The sequence below is a fragment of the Clostridium sp. 16K-1-R1 genome, from assembly GCF_023921145.1.
GTDB classification, from domain to species: Bacteria; Bacillota; Clostridia; order Clostridiales; family Clostridiaceae; genus Sarcina; species Sarcina perfringens.
On the sequence record NZ_CP046515.1, the window covers coordinates 1,071,223 to 1,091,693 of the forward strand.

15 protein-coding genes are annotated in these 20,471 nt (G+C 27.8%); 9 read left to right on the forward strand and 6 right to left on the reverse strand.

What is annotated here, in order from left to right; all coding sequences use genetic code 11:
- Positions 1-115: 115 nt before the first annotated feature.
- From GOM42_RS04640 to GOM42_RS04655, 4 genes are all read left to right on the forward strand, one after another.
- Complete coding sequence (locus tag GOM42_RS04640) at positions 116-1,492, forward strand: MATE family efflux transporter (RefSeq protein ID WP_003455839.1); 1,377 nt, start codon at positions 116-118, stop codon at positions 1,490-1,492.
- 106 nt (positions 1,493-1,598) lie between these two features.
- Entirely contained in the window at positions 1,599-1,772 is a 174-nt protein-coding gene (locus GOM42_RS04645) for a hypothetical protein (protein WP_003454088.1), read from the forward strand.
- Positions 1,773-2,113: 341 nt separating this feature from the next.
- A complete protein-coding gene (locus tag GOM42_RS04650; protein ID WP_078233476.1) occupies positions 2,114-8,428 on the forward strand; it encodes an alpha-N-acetylglucosaminidase TIM-barrel domain-containing protein in 6,315 nt (2,104 codons plus the stop codon).
- A gap of 260 nt (positions 8,429-8,688) precedes the next feature.
- Positions 8,689-8,868: a hypothetical protein gene (locus tag GOM42_RS04655; RefSeq protein WP_003455738.1), complete on the forward strand. Its 180-nt coding sequence runs from the start codon at positions 8,689-8,691 to the stop codon at positions 8,866-8,868.
- 111 nt (positions 8,869-8,979) lie between these two features.
- Here the strand turns inward: GOM42_RS04655 and alr are convergent, their stop codons facing one another.
- Positions 8,980-10,140: an alanine racemase gene (gene alr, locus GOM42_RS04660; protein ID WP_011590407.1), complete on the reverse strand. Its 1,161-nt coding sequence runs from the start codon at positions 10,138-10,140 to the stop codon at positions 8,980-8,982.
- A gap of 536 nt (positions 10,141-10,676) precedes the next feature.
- On the opposite strand from alr, the gene GOM42_RS04665 reads away from it, so the two are divergent.
- Positions 10,677-11,246 carry a GNAT family N-acetyltransferase gene (locus tag GOM42_RS04665; RefSeq protein WP_078233477.1) on the forward strand — a complete coding sequence of 190 codons (570 nt, stop codon included), beginning with the start codon at positions 10,677-10,679 and terminating at the stop codon, positions 11,244-11,246.
- A gap of 51 nt (positions 11,247-11,297) precedes the next feature.
- Here the strand turns inward: GOM42_RS04665 and GOM42_RS04670 are convergent, their stop codons facing one another.
- The 3 genes from GOM42_RS04670 to GOM42_RS04675 form a co-directional block, all read right to left on the reverse strand.
- Complete coding sequence (locus tag GOM42_RS04670) at positions 11,298-12,392, reverse strand: ATP-binding protein (protein ID WP_233419463.1); 1,095 nt, start codon at positions 12,390-12,392, stop codon at positions 11,298-11,300.
- Between the two features lie 170 nt (positions 12,393-12,562).
- Positions 12,563-12,685 carry a hypothetical protein gene (locus GOM42_RS15675; RefSeq protein ID WP_003453910.1) on the reverse strand — a complete coding sequence of 41 codons (123 nt, stop codon included), beginning with the start codon at positions 12,683-12,685 and terminating at the stop codon, positions 12,563-12,565.
- 1 nt (position 12,686) lies between these two features.
- On the reverse strand, positions 12,687-13,250 hold the full coding sequence (locus tag GOM42_RS04675) for an accessory gene regulator AgrB (RefSeq protein WP_003455702.1): 564 nt from the start codon (positions 13,248-13,250) through the stop codon (positions 12,687-12,689).
- A gap of 361 nt (positions 13,251-13,611) precedes the next feature.
- Between GOM42_RS04675 and GOM42_RS04680 the strand changes: the two genes are divergently transcribed.
- From GOM42_RS04680 to GOM42_RS04690, 3 genes are all read left to right on the forward strand, one after another.
- Positions 13,612-15,387, forward strand: coding sequence for an aminopeptidase P family protein (locus GOM42_RS04680; protein WP_078233478.1), 1,776 nt, complete (start codon positions 13,612-13,614; stop codon positions 15,385-15,387).
- Between the two features lie 483 nt (positions 15,388-15,870).
- A complete protein-coding gene (locus tag GOM42_RS04685; protein WP_078233479.1) occupies positions 15,871-16,998 on the forward strand; it encodes an aminopeptidase in 1,128 nt (375 codons plus the stop codon).
- 103 nt (positions 16,999-17,101) lie between these two features.
- Complete coding sequence (locus GOM42_RS04690) at positions 17,102-17,545, forward strand: GNAT family N-acetyltransferase (RefSeq protein WP_003474296.1); 444 nt, start codon at positions 17,102-17,104, stop codon at positions 17,543-17,545.
- Between the two features lie 182 nt (positions 17,546-17,727).
- Here GOM42_RS04690 and GOM42_RS04695 read toward each other — a convergent pair whose 3' ends face one another.
- The gene (locus GOM42_RS04695) at positions 17,728-18,393 is read right to left on the reverse strand and encodes a YitT family protein (RefSeq protein WP_003455751.1); all 666 of its coding nucleotides are present in this window, start codon (positions 18,391-18,393) and stop codon (positions 17,728-17,730) included.
- A gap of 471 nt (positions 18,394-18,864) precedes the next feature.
- On the opposite strand from GOM42_RS04695, the gene GOM42_RS04700 reads away from it, so the two are divergent.
- On the forward strand, positions 18,865-19,407 hold the full coding sequence (locus GOM42_RS04700; protein WP_003454040.1) for an N-acetyltransferase: 543 nt from the start codon (positions 18,865-18,867) through the stop codon (positions 19,405-19,407).
- Between the two features lie 254 nt (positions 19,408-19,661).
- Here GOM42_RS04700 and GOM42_RS04705 read toward each other — a convergent pair whose 3' ends face one another.
- Entirely contained in the window at positions 19,662-20,417 is a 756-nt protein-coding gene (locus GOM42_RS04705; RefSeq protein WP_025648726.1) for a DUF1189 domain-containing protein, read from the reverse strand.
- Positions 20,418-20,471: the final 54 nt, after the last annotated feature.

Sequence of the window (20,471 nt, forward strand, 5' to 3'; positions counted from 1 at the left end):
TAATTGCTTTAATATTCATATATTGTTAAATTTAAACACGTATTATAAGTTAGTACAGAATGCTATAATGTACATTGACTTTTATAAGAATATATTTTTAGTAAGGGGGCTAATTATGATTATAACTAGAGACAAAAGATTTTATAGGTTACTTTTTAGTATTGCTTTGCCAATAGCAGTACAAAATTTAATAACCTTTATGGTAAGTATGGTAGATACTTTGATGGTTGGAGCTTTGGGGGAAATTCAACTATCAGCAGTTTCTATAGCTAATAATTTATTTTTTGTACTTACAATTTTAATGTTTGGACTAGCTGGAGGATCTAATATTATGATTTCTCAGTATTGGGGAAAAGGAAATGTTAAAACAATTCATAAGATTTTGGCCATAATGTATAGGGTATGTTTATTAATAACTGGTATTTTCATATTTATAGCATTATTTTTACCAAAATACTTTATGGGAATTTTCACAACTGATAAGGCTGTTATAGATTTTGGAGCAAGTTATTTAAGAATTGTGTGCATAGGATATTTGTTCTATTCTATTACAAACTGTACAATAATGATGCTTCGTTCAGTAAAAACTGTGAGTATATCAATTATAGTTTATACTGCTTCTTTAGTGGTAAATTCAATATTAAACTGGATTTTTATATTTGGAAATTTAGGTGCTCCCGAACTCGGAATAAGAGGAGCTGCCATAGCTACTGTCTGTGCTAGAATTACTGAGTTTTCAATAGTTTTAGTGTTTATGTTTATATATGAAAGAAAGATTGGTCTTAAGATAGAACATTTATTAAAGATAGATAAAGAGATTTTAAAAGATTATGTTGGATTATGTACTCCTGTTTTATGTAATGAATTACTTTGGGCAATTGGAGCTTCTATGATATCTGTAATAGTTGGTAGAATGGGAACAGAGGTTGTAGCTGCTAATAGTATAAATGGAGTTGCTCATCAATTTGTAACAGTTTTTATATTTGGTATGTCTAATGCTACAGCAGTAATTATAGGAAATACCATAGGAGAAGGTAAAAAAGAAAAAGCAAAGGAATATGCCTATAGTATAGGGATTTTCAGTGTTGTCATGGGATGTATATCAGGACTTATGATTTTACTTATAAAGCCATTTGTTGTTAATTTCTATAATGTATCTTATTCAACAAAATTAATAGCTATGGAAATAATGACTGTAACTTCAGGAATAATAGTATTTCAATCTCTTGCAAGTAATTTTATGATGGGTGTACTTAGAGGTGGTGGAGATGCTAAGTTTGTCTTGATAAATGATCTTATTTTTATGTGGCTTGTTGCTATTCCAGGTGGATTTTTTGTAGCCTTTGTTTTAGAACTTCCAGTTGCCTTAGTATTCTTAGTTATAAAATGTGATGAAATATTAAAATCTCTTACCAGTGTATATAGGGTAATTAGTGGAAAATGGATAAATGATGTAACTAAGGATTATGAATTTGAGGAAGTAAAGTGTTAGTGGTTTTTAGGAAATAGTCAACAGTTTTGGAAAGTTGTTTTAAGGATATATGAGTTATTAAAGTTAAATACTAATTAAGAACTTAATTTGAAAGGAGTGTTTAACTTTGTCTCATAAAAATAATAAAAACAGCAAAGATAACAAAAAAACTAGTCAAAAAACAAAAAAAGAAGTAGAGAAAATGAAAAATGAAACTGCTAATGAAATAGGATACTCTAAGGAATCAAGAAAACTTGGAAAAGATAAAACTAGAAATAACCCATATATGGGACCACAATAATTAAAAAATAATAAAATATTTTAATTTAAATAGTTAGGGCTTGTAGCTAATTTTAATAAGTTTAAAGTTAGCTATAAGCTTTAATTTTTGCTATTACTTTTAATTAAGTGATAGTGATTAAAAATTTAGTTCTTATAAAAAAATCCTTAGTACTATGGATTAAAAATATTTTTTGTTTATTTTGGTTAAGATGAGAATTAAATATTTAGTTATTTTTTGTAGGAACATCTAGTTTTTTGTAATAACATACATTTTTTTAATTTACTAAACATATTAATATAATAGTAAAGCACAACAAAAAGTAGTTTTATTGAATATATTATAGTGAAGGGGATTTTAAATTGTTTAGTAAAAAATTTAAAAAGCAAATGGCTTATGTTTTAGCAAGTACTTTTGTATTTGGATTAGTTAATCCAAGTGCAATTAAGGTAAGGGCATCAACTGGTGTTGAAATTACGGAAGGGGTTACTGTAACTGCAAAGGGAAATACTGAAGGTAACACAGCTGATTTAGCCATAGATGGTGATTTATCTACCTACTGGGAATCTTCAAATGATTATAAATGGATAGAAGTTGACTTAGGTGGAATTTACGAATTATCAAAAATTGAAATATTTAATAAGGATGAAGCTGTGTATAAATATAATATATATGCTTCAGAAGATGGAGAAAACTTTAATAAAATAGCATATAAAAATAATGAAAATGTATCAGACAGTAATGGTAATGTGCATACCATTGATAATGTAAGGGCAGGAAAGATTAGAATTGATGTAGTTCAAAATAGTAATAGTGATAGGGTGAATATAGCTGAAATAAATGTATTTGGTAAAAATACAGGAGAGAGTTTACCAGAAGTTAAGAAAATTGCTACAAGTAATTTTAGTGAAACCCCTTGGGCTACTGAATATGAAAAGTTTAATAGTGATAGTGCCTATGCCAATGAAAAAACTTTAAATGAAATAAAGAATTTAGTTGGTAGAGTAATAGGAGAAGAATTTAAGGACAAGTTTATTTTTGAAATAAGAGATCAATTAAATGGAAATGATGTTTTTGAGGTTTCTGATTCAAGAGATGGAAAGGTTTTAATAAAAGGTAATAATGGTGTTTCCTTAGCATCAGGATTTAACTATTATTTAAAAAATTATTGTAATGTAAGTTACAATCCAATAATGGGATCTAATTTAAAAATGCCTGAAACAATGCCTTCTGTTGGGGAGAGAGTAGTTATAGATACTCCATATGAGCATAGATATGCATTAAACTTTTGTACCTATTCTTATACAATGTCTTTCTGGGATTGGGATCAATATGAAGAATTCCTAGATTGGTGTGCTATGAATGGGGTTAACTTAGTATTAGATATAATTGGACAAGAAGAGGTTTTAAGAAGAACCTTAAATGAATTTGGATATAGTGATGAAGAGGTTAAAGAATTTATTTCGGGACCTGCATATTTTGCTTGGTTCTATATGCAAAATATGACTGGATTTGGAGGGCCACTTCCTAATGATTGGTTTGAGCAAAGAGCAGAGCTTGGAAGAAAAATGCATGATAGAATGCAAAGTTTTGGAATAAATCCTGTTCTTCAAGGATACTCAGGTATGGTTCCAAGAGATTTTAAGGAAAAAAATTCAGAAGCACAAACTATTTCTCAAGGGGGATGGTGTGGCTTTGATAGACCAGATATGCTTAAAACATATGTAAATGAAGGGGAGGTAGATTATTTCCAAAATGTTGCAGATGTTTTCTATGAAAAGCAAAAAGAAGTGTTTGGAGATGTAACTAACTTCTATGGAGTAGATCCATTCCATGAGGGAGGAAATACTGGTGATTTAGATAATGGAAAGATATATGAAATAATTCAAAATAAGATGATAGAGCATGATAATGATGCAGTTTGGGTTATACAAAACTGGCAAGGAAATCCTAGTAATAATAAGTTAGAAGGATTAACTAAAAAAGACCAAGCTATGGTATTAGATCTTTTCTCAGAGGTAAGTCCAGACTGGAATAGATTAGAGGAAAGAGATTTACCGTGGATTTGGAATATGCTTCATAACTTTGGGGGAAGAATGGGAATGGATGCAGCACCAGAAAAACTTGCAACAGAAATTCCTAAAGCCTTAGCTAATTCAGAGCATATGGTTGGTATAGGTATTACACCAGAGGCTATAAATACAAATCCTTTAGCGTATGAACTTTTATTTGACATGGCTTGGACTAGAGATCAAATAAACTTTAGAACATGGACTGAAGATTATATTGAAAGAAGATATGGTAAGACTAATAAAGAGATTTTAGATGCTTGGAATATTATATTAGACACTGCTTACAAAAAGAGAAATGATTATTACCAAGGTGCTGCTGAGTCTATTATAAATGCAAGACCTGGCTTTGGAATAAAAAGTGCTTCAACTTGGGGACATTCAAAAATAGTTTATGATAAGAGTGAATTTGAAAAAGCTATTGAAATATTTGCAAAGAACTATGATGAATTCAAAGATAGTGATGCATTCCTTTATGACTTTGCTGATATATTAAAACAATTATTAGCTAACTCAGCTCAAGAATATTATGAGGTTATGTGTAATGCTTATAATAATGGAAATGGAGAGAAATTTAAATTTGTTTCAGGAAAGTTTTTAGAACTTATAAAGCTTCAAGAGAGAGTATTATCAACTAGACCAGAGTTTTTAATAGGAAATTGGATTGAAGATGCTAGAACTATGCTTAAGGACGCTGATGATTGGACTAAGGACTTATTTGAGTTTAATGCTAGAGCTTTAGTAACAACTTGGGGTTCAAGAAATAATGCTAACGGTGGTGGTCTTAAAGATTATTCTAATAGACAATGGTCAGGATTAACTGAGGATTATTATTATGCTAGATGGGAAAAATGGATAAATGGATTACAAACTGAATTAGATGGAGGAGCTAAAGCCCCTAATATAGATTGGTTTAAGATGGAGTATGACTGGGTAAACAAGAAGAGTGATACAGATAAGCTTTATCCTACAGAAGCTTCTAATGAAAACTTAGGAGAACTTGCTAAGATAGCCATGGAAAGTTATTCAGTAACTAATATGGATAAAATATTAGGTGAAAATGAATCAGTTGAAAGAGTTAATATTGCTTTAGGAAAGCCTGTAAGTAGTGAAACTCATGAAGAAACTGAAGCCGATCCTTTAAGTAACATTACAGATGGAAATACAGGAACTATGTGGATTGCTGATAGAGAGGGATATCCTGCAAGTGTAACTGTAGATTTACAAGGAGTTAAAAGTGTAGATGGAATAGAATTTGCTTTTAGAAATCAGGCTGGTGATAGGGCTGTAGCATACAAAGTAGAGGTTATGGATGAAAGTGGACAGTGGAAAATAGTATCAGATAAATCTGAGGATTATTCTAGTAAGGGAGTCATTGAAAAGGTTGATTTTACTGGAAAGGCTCAAAAAGTTAAGGTTTCATTAACTAATGTAGATTTAAACCTAAGTCCATCATATAAAATACCAGAATTAGCAGAAATAATGGTATATGGAGGAAAAGAAAAGGAAGATGAGTATACTAACGTTGCTTTAGGAAAAACAGTTACTGGAGCAGAGGCTGAAAATGGAAAATCATTATCTAATATTACAGATGGAGATTTAAATTCTCTTTGGGTTAGTAATGGTGGAAAAACTCCAGCAACTACATCTATCGATTTACAAGGAACAGAAAATGTTGAGTTCTTAGAGCTTCACTTTGAAAAGCCAGGACTTAGATTCCAATTTAAAGTAGAAGTAGAAGATGCAAATGGAAATAAAGAAAATGTATTAGATATGACTTCAAATAAAGAAGATAATGAAAAATCATATAAAATACCTGTAGGAAAAGATATAAATAAAGTTCATGTTACTATGACAGGAAAAGCAGAAGGTGGACAACATCCAGGAGCTTGGGCAGCTATTGCAGAAGTAAAGGCCATGTCAAAAGAAAAACCAGCTAATTATGTAAATATAGCAGAAAATAAAAATGTAAGTGGTTCTAATTCTCAAAGTGGAAATCCTTTATCTAATATTACAGACGGAGATTTAAGTTCCATTTGGATAAGTGATAATGGAGCTATGCCAGCTAATGCCACAATTGACTTAGAAGGAAATAATTTTGTAGATTTCTTAGAGCTTCATTTTGAAAAGGAAGGATTTAGATTCCAATTTAAAGTGGAAGTTGAAGATGAGAGTGGAAATAGAGAAACAGTATTGGATATGACTTCTAATACAGAGGATAATAAAAAGTCATATAATATTCCTGTAAAAAAAGAAATAAGTAAAATACATGCTACTATTACAGGAAAAGCTCCAGGTGGTTCATTTGATCAAGCTTGGGCAGCTATTGCAGAAATTAAAGCTATGAGTAAAGAGGCTATAAATAAAGTTGAACAAGCTTCCATAGCATTACCTCAAGGAAATATGAAAGCTACAGCAACATCAGAGCATCCTGATGTAGGAAATGAAGGCTTAGCTAAGTTTGCTATTGATGGAAAGGAAAATACTATATGGCATACAAAATATAATCCTGTAGAAGAGTTACCACAAAGTATTACTTTAGAACTTGGAGGGAGTTACGAAATTAATAAGTTTACTTACTTACCAAGAAGTGGTGCTAAAAATGGAAATATAACTAAATATGAGCTTCATGTAAGTGAGGATGGAAATAATTTTAGAAAAATATCTGAAGGAAATTGGGATGATAGTGGAAGTTTAAAAACATTAAAATTTAATAGTACAAAGGCAACTCATGTTAAACTTGTAGCTTTAGAAGGGGTTGGAGGATTTGCTTCAGCTGCTGAATTAAATGTATTTGCAATTCCAGAAAACCTAGCTATGAAAGATGAAACTAAGGTTGAGGTAACTTCAAATAATTCTGAAGCAAATAATTTAAGAGATGGAAATGAAAATACTCTTTGGGTTCCAGGACAAGAAGAGGAAAAGTCTGTAACTTTTGATTTAAGTAAGGAAAAGGATATATCTGCAATAGATATAGTAAGCAAGGGAAATTCTCCATTAAAATACTCTATAGAGATTTCTAATGATGGAACAGAATGGACAAAGATAGTTGATGAGAACAACAATGAAGAGAATAAAGCTGTATATTCTAATATATTAAAGTCAGGAAAAATAGGAAGATTTGTAAGATTTAATTTTAATAGTGAGAATGTTAAAATTGGAGAAATCAAAATTTATAAAGGAGATTCTACTTCAAGTTTAGCTTCTTATATAAGAGTAGTTGAAGATATATATAATAGTGCAGTAGTTGGGGATATGGCTGGAAACTATACTGAAGAGGCTAAGGAATCCCTTGGAAATGCTATAAATGAGGCAAAATTAGCTTTAGGAAATGATATAAATTCAAAAGAGGCTAATGAAGTTATGAGCACTTTAAAATCAGCTTTAAATGAATTCTATAAGGGATTTGTTCAAATAAACAGAACTAAACTTGCAGCTTTAATAAGTGATGTTGATATTTTACTAAATGAAATATTACCAAGTCTTATGAATAGCATGAACTATAATGAAAAAGCTATAGTAAATGCAGAAATTCAAAAGCTAAAGTTAGAAAATAATGAGGCTAAAGAAGTTTACAATAAAAAGCAAGTTTCACAAAGTGAAATAGACACAGCTTATGATGAGTTAAAAAATACATTAGATTCATACTATGATGCTGTAAGTGCTGAAACTGCATATAAATCAATGGTACTTTTAGCTAAGGAAAAAGTAGAAAATGCAGTAGTGGGAAATGGAAATGGACAGTATCCTAAGGAAGCTGTAGATGCTTTAAATGAAGCTATAAGAATTGCTGAGGAAGGTTTTGAAAGTTCTACAAGCTTAGAAGAGATTAGAAATATAACAAAGACTTTAAAAGAAGCTATAGATACTTTCGTTGAATCAGTTAATGTAATTGATAAAGCACAATTAGAAGAGATAATATCTTCAATAGAAAGTAAATTAGAAAATGCAGAAGGAGTATATATTCCTAATGCTATAGAAGAACTTAAAAAAGCTTTAGATAAAGCTAAGGAAGTGTTAAACAATGAAGGTGCAAATGAAGAGGATATAAATAAGGCTATTTCTGATTTAACTGAAGCAGAAGCTAATTTTGAACTTTCAAAAGTTCCTAATAAAGACGAATTAAATTCTGAGATAGAAAGAGCATATGATGTTTTAGAAAAACTTAAAGGATTTGATCATCTTGAAGGAATAAAAATAAAGTTAGAAGATGCTATTTTAGAGGCTGAAAGAGTTAAAAATGATGAAAATTCATTAAAAGTAGATGTGGATAAAGTTTTAGGTGAATTAAAGATTGTAATAGAAGAAGCTTTAAAAGCTATTGATTCCTCAGAAGTTATAGTAAGCCCAGTTAGAGATTTTAAAGCAACTAATATTTCAAAGAAAAATGTAACTGTTCAGTGGAGCGCACCTGAAAATTCATTTGGATTAGAAGGATACGTACTATATAAAGATGGTAAAAAAGTAGCTGAATTAGGAAAAGATGAGACTACCTATAAGTTTAAAGGATTAAATAGACATACTATATATAACTTTAAAATTGCAGCAAAATATAATAATGGAGAGCTTTCTTCAAAAGAATCCATAACTTTAAGAACTGAAAGATAAAATAAAAATTAAATAATTATATTTTTTTATATGAAAAGAAGCTGTATTAAAAAGCTAAGTACAATTAAGTTTAATTTATTTAACTATATTTATACAGCTTCTTTTGTTTTTTATTAGAATTTTATTTTTTAAGGGAGTATATATATAATAGGGGAGGTTTAGTTAAACAGAAATTAATTATTTTAAAGATATAATAAAAAGAAAAAAATTGTTTAATAATAGATTTTTAGAAAAATCGGTTTAATTATAGGAGAGGATTAATGGGGTATATTATAATTTTATTAAGTCCAATTTTAGGATTAATTTTTTCAGAAATATATGTTTTTTTAGCTTCATTTATGTCATGGATATCTGCAGATGGTTTTGTTACATCCACTAGTGTGATATTTGCTATTTTAGGAATGATAATAGTGTTTAATGATAAGGAAAAAACAAAATAAAAAATTAGTTCTAGAAATAATTATGATTAAATTAGGTTATAGTTCATTAAAATGTTAATGACTAAATTAAGAGAGTGTATTAAAATAACTTTTAATACACTCCTATTTTTATTAAATATAGTTTATTACCTTAACTATTTCATTATTCTTTTTATATATTCTAGGAACTCTGTGGCTGATCATACAAAGTATTTCGTAGTTTATTGTTCCCATAATTTCAGCCATATCGTTAGCATCAAATTTTAATCCATTTTCTTCCCCTAAAAGAATTACCTCATCGCCAATTTTAACATCTTCTATATGAGTTACATCAATCATACATTGATCCATACAAACTCTTCCTATAACATTAGCAAATTGACCCTTTATTATAACTTTGGCTTTCCCACTAAGAAGTCTTGAGTATCCATCAGCATATCCTATTGGAAGAGTGGCAATTTTACTTTTCTTTTCAGTTTTATAAGTTCTTCCGTAGCTTACATACATATCTTCATCTAACTCTTTAACAAAGGCTACATTAGTTTTTAATGTAAGTGCTGGTTTAAGTTTTAAGTTTTCTTTTTTTACTTCTTCAGATGGATAGTATCCATAAGAAATAATTCCACATCTAACTCCGTCTAAATAAGTTTCTGGTAAATCCATAATAGCCCCACTATTAGAAGCATGTTTTAAAGGAATGTGTATTCCATTGTCTTCTAAAGCTTTATTAAAAGCAGTTAATTTTGAAAATTGTTCATAAGTATAAGTTTTATCTTTTTCATCTGATGTTGAGAAGTGAGTAAATAGGCCTATTACCTCAACTCCAGGTAAAGAGCAGATTTCTAAAACTTTATTTAATCCCTCTTCATTTGGAAGGAAGCCTATTCTACCCATTCCTGTATCTATTGCAATGTGTACTTTAGCTTTTTTGCCAAGCTTTAAGGCAAAGTCAGATAATTCCTTAGCATATTCCACATCATAAACTGTTTGTTCAATTTCATTATTGATTAAATTTTCAGCAAAATTTATAGGAGTATAACCTAAAATCATAATAGGTGCAGTTATTCCAGCATCCCTAAGTTCATCAGCCTCTGTGATTATAGCTACTGCCAATCTAGAAGCACCATTTTCTAAAAGAGTGGAAGCTATGTCTAAAGCTCCATGACCATAAGCATTAGCCTTAACAACGGCTATTATTTCCTTTTCACCAACTAGGTTTCTTATTTCTTTCATATTATTTGCTATTATATCTAAATCTATTTCAGCCCATACAGGTCTAACACATATATCCATTTAAAACACCTCAAATTAATTACAGCTTTTATTACTTTTATTTAATTAATTTCAACTTAAATCATTAAATTAATAAGTCGTAGCTAAATTATTATGCTCATATAAAGTATTACATATAAATCACCATATTTTTATTAAAAAACTTAACTACATATACTATTATAAGATATTGTATCATAAAGTGAAGAACCACCATAATTGTAATTTTTATATATAGTGGTTTCAATATTAAGAATATGTCATACTTTTTTATGAGTGAGTTCAATAATGTTATAATTAATATCTACAAATTAATAGGGATTTCTGTGGATATACAAATACTAAGTTGAAAAGGTATTTACTTAATTAAATTATTATTTTCTTTGGATCAATTAATATCTAGATATAAAGAATGAAAAAAAGTAGTGTAATATTAAAATTATAAGTTTAATGATAAAATTAAATATAGAAAGGTATAAGAAAATATTTGTAGTCTAGTAGCTATAAGGATAAAAATTAAGTTTCAATAGGTTATATGGTTTATTTGGAGGGATAGAATGTTAGATAAAAGTATAGAATTTTTTAAAATAATTTTAAAGAGAGAAAAGGGAAAAGAATTAAAAGATGAAACTTTACCAGAGGGTTTTAGATTTGTTAAGTTTAAAAAAGGTGATGAAAAAGCTTGGGCAGAAATAGAAAAATCTGTACTGGAATTTGAAAATGCTAAAGATGGAGAAGAATATTTTAAAAATAAATATTTACCTCATATAGATGAGTTAGAAAGAAGAACTATATTTATAGAAAATAATAATGGAGAAAAAATTGCTACATTTACAGCTTGGTGGAGATATACAGGGGAAAGAAGACATCCATTTATGGAGTGGGTTGCTGTGAAGCCGGAATATCAAGGAAAAGGGCTAGGAAAAGCTCTTATCTCAGAAGGAGTTAAACTTATGATAGCTATTGAAGGAGATTGTGATATGTACATACCAACTCAGACTTGGAGTTATAAAGCAATTAGGTTATATAGATGGGCAGGGTTTGAATTTGAAACTGAAGAAAAGTTTCCAGGTGGAATTAAAAATGAAACCCTAGAAGGTATTAAAGTAATAAAAAACTTAATATAATTATAAAATAAAGTTTAAAAAGAAACAGAGGATAGAACTCTGTTTCTTTTCTTATTTTATTGTAGGTAAGTATATTGTAAACTCAGTGAATTCATCAGTACTACTTACTTGAATTTTTCCATTATATGATTCTACTAACTCCTTTACTATAGCTAGTCCAAATCCATTATTACTTTCTTTATTTTCTTTTGTGGTAAATCCACTATCAAATATTTTATTTAATATTTTATCTGGAATTTCAGGACCATTATTTTGGATTTTTAACACAAAATAATTAAAACTATAATAAGTATTAATTTTTATTGAACCACTACCATCTAAAGCTTCAATAGAATTTCTTAATATATTAGAAACTATACGTTGAAAGTCTAATTCGTTTACATTGGTTTCTAATAAATCAGCATTTTCATCTATAAATACAGTAATATCTTTTAGATTAATAGTATTTACTATCATTGATATAATTGAAGTGTCATTAGATACAACAATATTATTAATAATATTATCATTACCATCAATTATGTTTTTTAATAATTCTCCTAATTTCTCATAGTTCCCCATAAGATGTAATCCATATAAATAAGAAATTTGAGAGCCATAATCATGTTTTAATTTTCTTAATGAGCTAATATTCTGTTCTAAATTTGAATTTAGTAGTTCAATTTCTTTGGATTTTTTCTCTATGTTAGAAAAATATATTATTATAAATATTATAAATATGAATAATAAAGTTAATATTATTTCTGTAAATATAGGATTATCCTTTGCATTAATAATAGCATTAAATGAAGCTATAAAGTCTAGTACTATTGTAAAGAGTATTAAATAGATAATTGAGCTATTCCTAGACTTTATAGTTTTGTAAAGTGAGTATATACCTTTCTTTTTATATAAAACTAAAAAGGCAAGTATATACTGTGGAAAATACATTATAGTTATGAAAAATATATTACTTTTATTTATTAATGATATATTTTGGGATAAGACATTATATAGAAAAGATGAAATTATTAAGGTTATAACAATGAATGAATAAATCAAACTAAATCCAATAGCAGCAGCTAAAAAATCATCTTTATATATTAGACCTCCAATGATTAACATTACTAAATGAAGAATTAATGTTGCAACACTGGAATTTCCCATAAAAAAAGTTGTTAGTGATATCATTGTCCACAAAAGAAATATATAAAATAACATCTTTGACTTTGGTTTTTTGCAATTTTCTTTACTACATAAATTTATTGTGCTTATAAATAATACACATTGTAAAAAAGTGTTTATCGTATCAGCTAAAAATATAGTTTTATTCATTTTTATCTAGATTTTTTCATAGACTCAGGCATTTCTTCTAATCCTATAGTAGCAAAAGAAGTAGTTGAAGCGTTGATAGTTAATGTAGTTAATAATGCTAACATTGATAATATTGATTTTCTCATTTTAAGAATCCTCCCTTTTATACTTATTAAATAATAGTAATGTTTGTATTAATAAAGTCCACGTTATTGTTTGAGAAATCCATGAAATTTTGAAAAATATTAAGGTTATTAAAAAAAGAATACTTGAGTTTGTAACACTTAATATTTTATTTTTTTTAATTAAATGTTCTTTAGTCAATGGAAATCTACTATCTATTACTGGAGCTTTATTATAAATACTAAAAATACTAAACAAATTTAAAATAACAATGCTAAATAGATTTAGCTTGTTAAAAGTAACAAGCATGATTATACTTGTTGTAATAATTAATGTTGCAATAAAACATTTTAATTGGCTATCTTCATGATATCCACCAATAAATGGCTTTATAAAGCACATGCTAAGAATTACTATTAAGCTCTCTTTGAAATATCCAAGTATTCCAGCAATTAGAATTACAGAAATACATTTAATAAATTCAAAGGTCAATACAATTACAACATATTGAATTTGCTCTAATAATTCTTTGTCCAAGTCAAGATCTTTTGCTAAATACTCTATAGCAGATTTTAAAAATTTTCTCATAAAGAATCTCTCTTATCTATTTTTTATAAACATTAAAATAAATGTAATATGCTTACATTATAATAAAAAAATAATTGATTTACATAAGATAATTCCTTTTTTAAAGGTATATTTACAATTTTTTCATAATGTAGCCAATATATATGTTTTATATTGTAATTTTATAAGGAATTATGTAATTTTTTAAGAGAACTTATTAATAACATTAATAAGTTATACTTATAAAGTTAATTAATTTTTATTAATTGGTATTTTTAGGAGAATATTTTTGTGTTACTATTATTGAAAGCAGAAAATTAAATTGAGGTTTGAAAAGTTAAATCAAATTACAATTTAGATTAAAAAATAGGGGGCTATAATTATGAAGGTGACTGAAAGATTAGAAAAATTAAGAAAAATTATGAAGTATAAAGGAATTGACTATTATATAATTCCTAGTGAAGATGCTCATCAAAGTGAATATGTATGCGAACATTACAGGGGTAGAGCATATATGTCAGGTTTTACAGGATCAGCAGGAACTTTACTTGTCGGTTTAGAAAATGCTATTTTGTGGACTGACGGTAGATATTTCATACAAGCTTTAGAGGAGTTAAAGGGTTCTGGAATTGAAATGTTTAAAATGAGAATTCCAGGATGGCCAAGCTTATTAGAATGGCTTAAAGAAAATGCAAAGGCAGGAGAAACTATTGCTTTTGATGGAAAGGTATTTTCAGTAGGAGAATATAAAGATTTTAAAAAATTAGAGAAAGAAAATAATCTTAATATAAAAATAGATGAGGACCTTTTAGATGAGGTTTGGAAAGAGAGACCATCTCTTCCTAAGGAAAAGGCATTTTTACATGAAGTTAAGTACTGTGGAAAAAGTGCGAGAGAAAAATTAAGAGAAGTTAGAGAGGAAATGAAAAAACTAGGCGCTAATAATTATATTATAGCTTCTTTAGATGACATAGCTTGGCTTTATAATATTAGAGGAAATGATGTTAAATGCAATCCTGTAGTTTTAAGCTATGCCTTAGTTAAAGAAAATGAAGCATATCTTTATGTAGATAAATCAAAGTTCATTTCTAAAATGGATGAAGAAATTTTAAATGAAGGGGTTACTTTAAAATCATATGAGAAAATTGGAGAGGATATTAGTAATTTAGAAGGAAAGATTTTAATTGATCCAAATAAGATAAGTGCTTATTTATACGAGTGCATTAAGAATAAAAATAATATTGTGGAATTTGGAAACATAACAACTAAGTTTAAGGCTATTAAGAATGAAGTTGAATTAGATAACTTAAGAAAGTGTCAAGTTAGAGATGGAGTAGCCATGGTTAAGTTTATGAAATGGCTTAAGGATAACATTGGAAAGATAGAAATAAGTGAAATATCAGCTTCAGATAAGTTAGAAGAGCTTAGAAGTTTAGATAAGTTATTTAAAGGAATTAGTTTTGAAACCATAGCAGGGCATAAAGAACATGGTGCTATGATGCATTATTCAGCAACTCCAGAGAGTGATTACACTTTAGAACCAAGAGGATTTTTATTAATAGATTCAGGTGGACAATACCTAGATGGAACTACAGATATAACAAGAACTTTTGTTTTAGGAGAATTAACTGAGGAAGAGAGAAAAGATTATACTTTAGTTTTAAAAGGACATATAGGCCTTATGAGAGCTAAGTTCTTAAAGGGAGCTACTGGATCAGCCCTTGATATAAAAGCTAGAGAGCCATTATGGAATGAAGGAATTGATTATAAATGTGGAACAGGTCATGGAGTTGGATTTTTCTTAAATGTTCATGAAGGACCACAAAGCATAAGTCCAGTACCAAATAAGGTTGCCTTAGAGCCAGGAATGATCATAACTAATGAACCTGGAGTTTATAGAGAAGGAAAACATGGAATAAGAACAGAGAATACAATGGTAGTTGTTAAAGATACTTATTCAGAAGAGTTTGGAGAATTTTATAAGTTTGATACTATTTCACTTTGTCCAATAGACTTAGAAGGATTAGATATAAGCTTATTAAATGAAGAGGAAAAGGCTTGGCTAAATAATTATCATAAAAAGGTTTATGATTTATTAGCACCATATTTAGATGAAGAAGAAAAAGAATTCTTAAAGAATGAAACAAGGGAAATATAATTTAACATATGAATAGATTTATAAAAGAAGATGGAATAATTCTTCCACCTTCTTTTATATTTATATAGTTTACAAATTTTTATAGGAGTATAATAAAATTGATAGATAAAACTTATGAAATAGATAGAAACAAATTGGTGATTTTATGGAGAGAGAAAAAGGTTTGGCTAAAGGGAAGATTTTATCTAAAAAGAGAATAAAGGTATTATTTGTATTAAATATTATTCTTTCTATAATAATGGCAATACTACTTTTAAAAAATATATATTATAAAAATTACTCTAATATTACGGCACTTTTAGCACCTTTAATTATTATTACTTATAATTTTTATTTTTTAAATTTAAATATTAAAGAAAGAAAAAGATTAGGCGAAAATTAGAAAGATAGTTTTAAAAATTTATTGTTATTAATAAAAATAGTAAGTTAAAATAGAGTTCAAAAATTAAAATATATAAATTTGTATGTTTAGGAGGTATATGTATGGCAGATCAAAGATTAAATAAGTTAGCTAAACTGCTTGTAAATTATTCAACAGGAGTTAAGGAAGGGGACTTTGTTTTTGTATCTTGTAATGAGGTTGCAAATCCTTGGCTTACTGAGGTAGTAAAGGAAGCTACTAAGGCAGGAGCTCATGTTGAGTATATTTTAGAATCAGAAGAAGCTAAGGAGGCAAGACTTAAATTTTCTACAAAGGATCAATTATTATCAGGGAATTTAATAATGGAAACTATGCTTGAAAAGGCAGATGTTTGGTTAAGTGCATGGGGAGCTAGAAATACTAGAGCTTTTAGCAATATAGATTCAGAAAAAATAAAAGATAGCAGAGCTGGAGAAAAGGGATGGAGAAAGTTCTATTCAGGAAGAATGGGAGATGGCTCTTTAAGATGGTGTGGAACTCAATTTCCTACATATGCAGATGCGCAGGAAGCTTCAATGAGTTTTAGTGAATATGAAGATTTTGTTTATGGAGCAGGGCTTTTAGACCATGAAGATCCTGTGGCAGAATGGAATAGAGTAAGCAAAGAGCAGGAAAGATGGGTTAAATATTTAGATACTAAAAAAGAACTTCATATTTTAGCAGAAGGAACTGATATTAAGGTTTCAGTAGAGGGAAGAAAGTGGATAAATTGTGATGGTAGAGTAAACTTCCCAGATGGTGAAATATTTATATCACCAGTTGAAAATAAGATAAATGGACACATAACTTTTTCATTCCCAGGGATTTATGCAGGAAAGGAAATAGAAGGTATAGAACTTGAAGTTAAAGATGGTAAAGTTGTTTCATATAAAGCTAAAAAAGGAGAAGATTTATTAAAGGCTTTATTAGAAACTGATGAAGGAGCAAGCCATTTTGGAGAAGTAGCTATAGGTACAAACTATGGAATTAAGAAGTTTACTAGAAATATGCTATTTGATGAGAAAATAGGAGGAACAGTTCATATGGCTATAGGAGATTCTATGCCAGAGGCTGGTGGTAAAAATAGATCATCACTTCATTGGGACATGCTTTGTGACATGAGAAATGGTGGAAGAATATATGCAGATGGAGAACTTTTCTATGAAAATGGAGAGTTTAAAAAAGAAATATTAGAAAAATATAATCTTTAATATTATATATAAATTATAGAATAATAATTAAATTAGGGGATGAAGAAACTCATCTCCTAATTTAATTCTAGTTGAATTTTAAAATAATGGGAGTATAAGAATTATGAGTAATATATATGAGTTTAAAAAAGAAGACTTAAATGAATGTGCTGAGCTTTTTGTTAAAACCTTTAGTAAGGAACCATGGAATGAACCTTGGGATTTTGAAAATGCTAAAAAAAGACTTAATGATGTGGTTTTAACTCCAGGATTTAGGGGTGCTGTTTTAAGAAATGATGAAAAAATAGAAGGCGTTATCTTAGGAAATTTAGAGCAATGGTATGATGGAGAGCATTTTTGTGTTAAGGAATTCTTTGTGGATTCAAGTTCACAGGGGAAAGGAACAGGAAAGAAACTTTTAAACGCTTTAGAGAATATACTTATGGAAAAGGAAGTGGGAGTAATTCACTTTTGGACTATGAAAGGAAGCACAGCTGAAGCCTTTTATAATAAGAGAGGGTATGAAATTCCAAAGGAATTAATAATGATGAGAAAAAAGTTAAAATAGTAAATTTTTAAATAATGAAGATCTAGTGTACAATTAAAATTATTTTAATACACATAGAAATTAAAAAATTTAAAATAATACTATATGTTAAATTTTAATATAGAAGATATAAAAGAGCATGTAATAAGTTTAAAACATTAATACATGCTCTTTTTACTATTTAATTTAAATTCTATATATTATTAAACTGTAAGAGAACCATTTTTCTCTAAAACTTCAGCTTCTTTATTTTCATCTTTAGTATCAATACCATCATTTTTGTATTCATAGATTACGCTTATTAGTTTACCACTTATACATACTGCTATTATTGAGAAGAATATTTGCTTAAAGTCTAAATAAACTAAAGACATTAATAAAACAATGGCATCTGTTAACATGTAGACATGTTGTACCTTAAGAGGAGTAAATTTATTACCTAATAAGGCTATTACATCATCTCCACCAGAAGCACCACCACCACGTAATACTATTCCAGCACCAACACCAACTCCAATACCTGCTAAAACACTAGCAACTAGCATATTATTAGTAAAGTTAGGTGTTAAAAATCCTATGCTTTCCCAAAATCTATAGGATACTGAGAAGCAAAAAGTTGCAAATATTGAACATGCTAAGAATTTTTTGCCAAAGAATTTAGAACCTATTGCAAATAATGAAAAATCAATTATTAAGTTTGTTATAGATGGAGATATATCAAAAACATTTTTTACTAAAAGTAATAAGCCTAAGACTCCACCCTCTGTTACATTATTTTGATAGTTAAAGTTATAGCTACCAAAGGCTAAGATGCTTGAACCTAGTGCTATTAATAAAACACTTCTCAAGATCTTCTTTTTCGATTCCAAAATATCACTCTCCTAAAATTAAGGTAATTTAGCTATAAAGAAAATAGCAGACCTCATATGTCTACTATATAGAAATAAAAAATTATGAATTTTAAATTATATTTTATAGTAAATTACTGTATATTTTAATTATAATCTTAATAAATATTAAGAGCAAACTATATAAAATAAGAGTAATGAGGATTAAAGGGGCAATTCTTTAATAGAAATAAATAGCCTCTGTGGTCATCTGTTTTTCTTTAAAGTGTTCATTTTTACAAGGTTTTCCGAAAGGTTAAAATATTGTTGTTAATAGTAAGAAAACTTCAAATGAATAAATGGTTAATATATATAAATTTATTTTTATTTGAAATACTATAAATGAAAGCAAATACATAGATGGTTCTTAAATTTAAAAGTAATTATTTTACATAAAATATATCTTAATTTTTAAATTTAAGAATAAAACATATGAGAAAGGATGTTATAGTTATGAAAGTAATTGTTAGAAAAGAGTTAGAACAAGATCATAAAACAGTAGAGCTTTTAGTAGAAGAAGCCTTTAAAGATGCTGAGTACAGTGATCATATGGAACATGTTTTAGTTAGCAAACTTAGAAAGGGAGAAAACTTTATTGATGGTTTATCTTTAGTTGCTGAAAGAGAAGGGGAAATAGTAGGACACATATTATTAACTAAAGCTAATATAGAAAATGAAACAGAAAAATATGAAACTTTAGCCTTAGCACCAGTTTCAGTATTACCTAAATATCAAGGTATTGGAATTGGAGGAGAGCTTATAAGAGAAGGTATGAGAATGGCTAAGGAACTTGGATATGATTCAATAATAGTTTTAGGACATGATAAATACTATCCTAAATTTGGATTTAAAAAAGCTGGAGATTTTGGAATAAAAGCTCCTTTTGAAGTGCCAGAAGAAAACTTTATGGCAATAGAATTAAATGAAGAAGCTTTAAAAAATATAAGTGGTGTTGTAAGATATGCCAATGAATTTTTAGCAGATAATAATAAGTAATAACTTTGATATATTTATTTAAATATTAATTAAATATTGAGACTATAGTTGTATTAATTTAAGGTAAAATAATAAGGTGGTTGTATAAAAAAATTATAAGTTTTATAATTTTTTATCAATCACCTTGTTATTTTTTAGATTAAAGTTTTAAACTTTTGTTTTTTATATAGATATAGGAGAACACATCGATATACAATTAGGGTTTAAATATTTATATAATAATAAATATTTAAAATAGAATCTATTTATAATATTTAAAAAGTATTTTTATTTAAATAATTTATTCCAAAGTAAACATATATTATTGATACTAAAAAGCTTAGGGGAAGAGTAATGAGCATATTTAAGCTTAATAAATTTAGTAATGCTAATAATACTAAGCATGGAGTTATTCCATAAGTACTTAGTTTTATTATTTCCAAAAATCCAATAGGATTATTTCTTATACTACATAGAATTTTAGTTATTATAGCTAATATTAAGGTTATAATGTATGAGAAAGCAATAAATATAATAACCATTAAGGATAAATATGTATTTCCAAAGGTTCTCTCTAAACTATTTATATAATTTTTTAAGTCATTATCATTTAAAGATAGATTCATATTTGAATAATTAGCTTCAGTAATTTTATTATTGTTATATTTAATTATTAAAGATTCATTTCCAAAGGCAATTCCTGATTCATAATCCTTTAATAAGTCTTTTGCAGGTTCCTTATCATTTAGTACAAAGGTCCAATTTTCTTCTTGAAAAACTACAAAGTTAGAATCTTTTAGGTCTAAAACTCCATCCTTAATTTCAAAGGGAGGAATTTTGTCTTCAAAGGCAGATTTTCTAGAAATTAAAAATCTATTAAGTTCAGTGTAATTTCTACTAAAAGCTAAAAGTCCTAATAAAAGAGATAAAATAAGTAAATAAAAGAAAGTGCTTATTCCAGAAGTTTTAATAAGTTCTTTATATCTTTTAGGAGTAAATAAACTTATATAAAATCTTTTAAATAGGTTCATATAATCACCCTTTCTATTTTTTATTAGTTTGTTCATTAAATAGAAATTTATTAA

What these genes read in the sequence shown, in the direction of transcription:
- GOM42_RS04670 (WP_233419463.1), bottom strand. Translation starts at nt 12,392, where the DNA reads ATGGGAAATTCCAGTGTTGCAACATTAATTCTTCATTTAGTAATGTTA.
- alr (WP_011590407.1), bottom strand. Translation starts at nt 10,140, where the DNA reads ATGGATATATGTGTTAGACCTGTATGGGCTGAAATAGATTTAGATATA.
- GOM42_RS04680 (WP_078233478.1), top strand. Translation starts at nt 13,612, where the DNA reads ATGAAGGTGACTGAAAGATTAGAAAAATTAAGAAAAATTATGAAGTAT.
- GOM42_RS04655 (WP_003455738.1), top strand. Translation starts at nt 8,689, where the DNA reads ATGGGGTATATTATAATTTTATTAAGTCCAATTTTAGGATTAATTTTT.
- GOM42_RS15675 (WP_003453910.1), bottom strand. Translation starts at nt 12,685, where the DNA reads ATGAGAAAATCAATATTATCAATGTTAGCATTATTAACTACATTAACT.
- GOM42_RS04700 (WP_003454040.1), top strand. Translation starts at nt 18,865, where the DNA reads ATGAAAGTAATTGTTAGAAAAGAGTTAGAACAAGATCATAAAACAGTA.
- GOM42_RS04675 (WP_003455702.1), bottom strand. Translation starts at nt 13,250, where the DNA reads ATGAGAAAATTTTTAAAATCTGCTATAGAGTATTTAGCAAAAGATCTT.
- GOM42_RS04705 (WP_025648726.1), bottom strand. Translation starts at nt 20,417, where the DNA reads ATGAACCTATTTAAAAGATTTTATATAAGTTTATTTACTCCTAAAAGA.
- GOM42_RS04685 (WP_078233479.1), top strand. Translation starts at nt 15,871, where the DNA reads ATGGCAGATCAAAGATTAAATAAGTTAGCTAAACTGCTTGTAAATTAT.
- GOM42_RS04665 (WP_078233477.1), top strand. Translation starts at nt 10,677, where the DNA reads ATGTTAGATAAAAGTATAGAATTTTTTAAAATAATTTTAAAGAGAGAA.
- GOM42_RS04690 (WP_003474296.1), top strand. Translation starts at nt 17,102, where the DNA reads ATGAGTAATATATATGAGTTTAAAAAAGAAGACTTAAATGAATGTGCT.
- GOM42_RS04640 (WP_003455839.1), top strand. Translation starts at nt 116, where the DNA reads ATGATTATAACTAGAGACAAAAGATTTTATAGGTTACTTTTTAGTATT.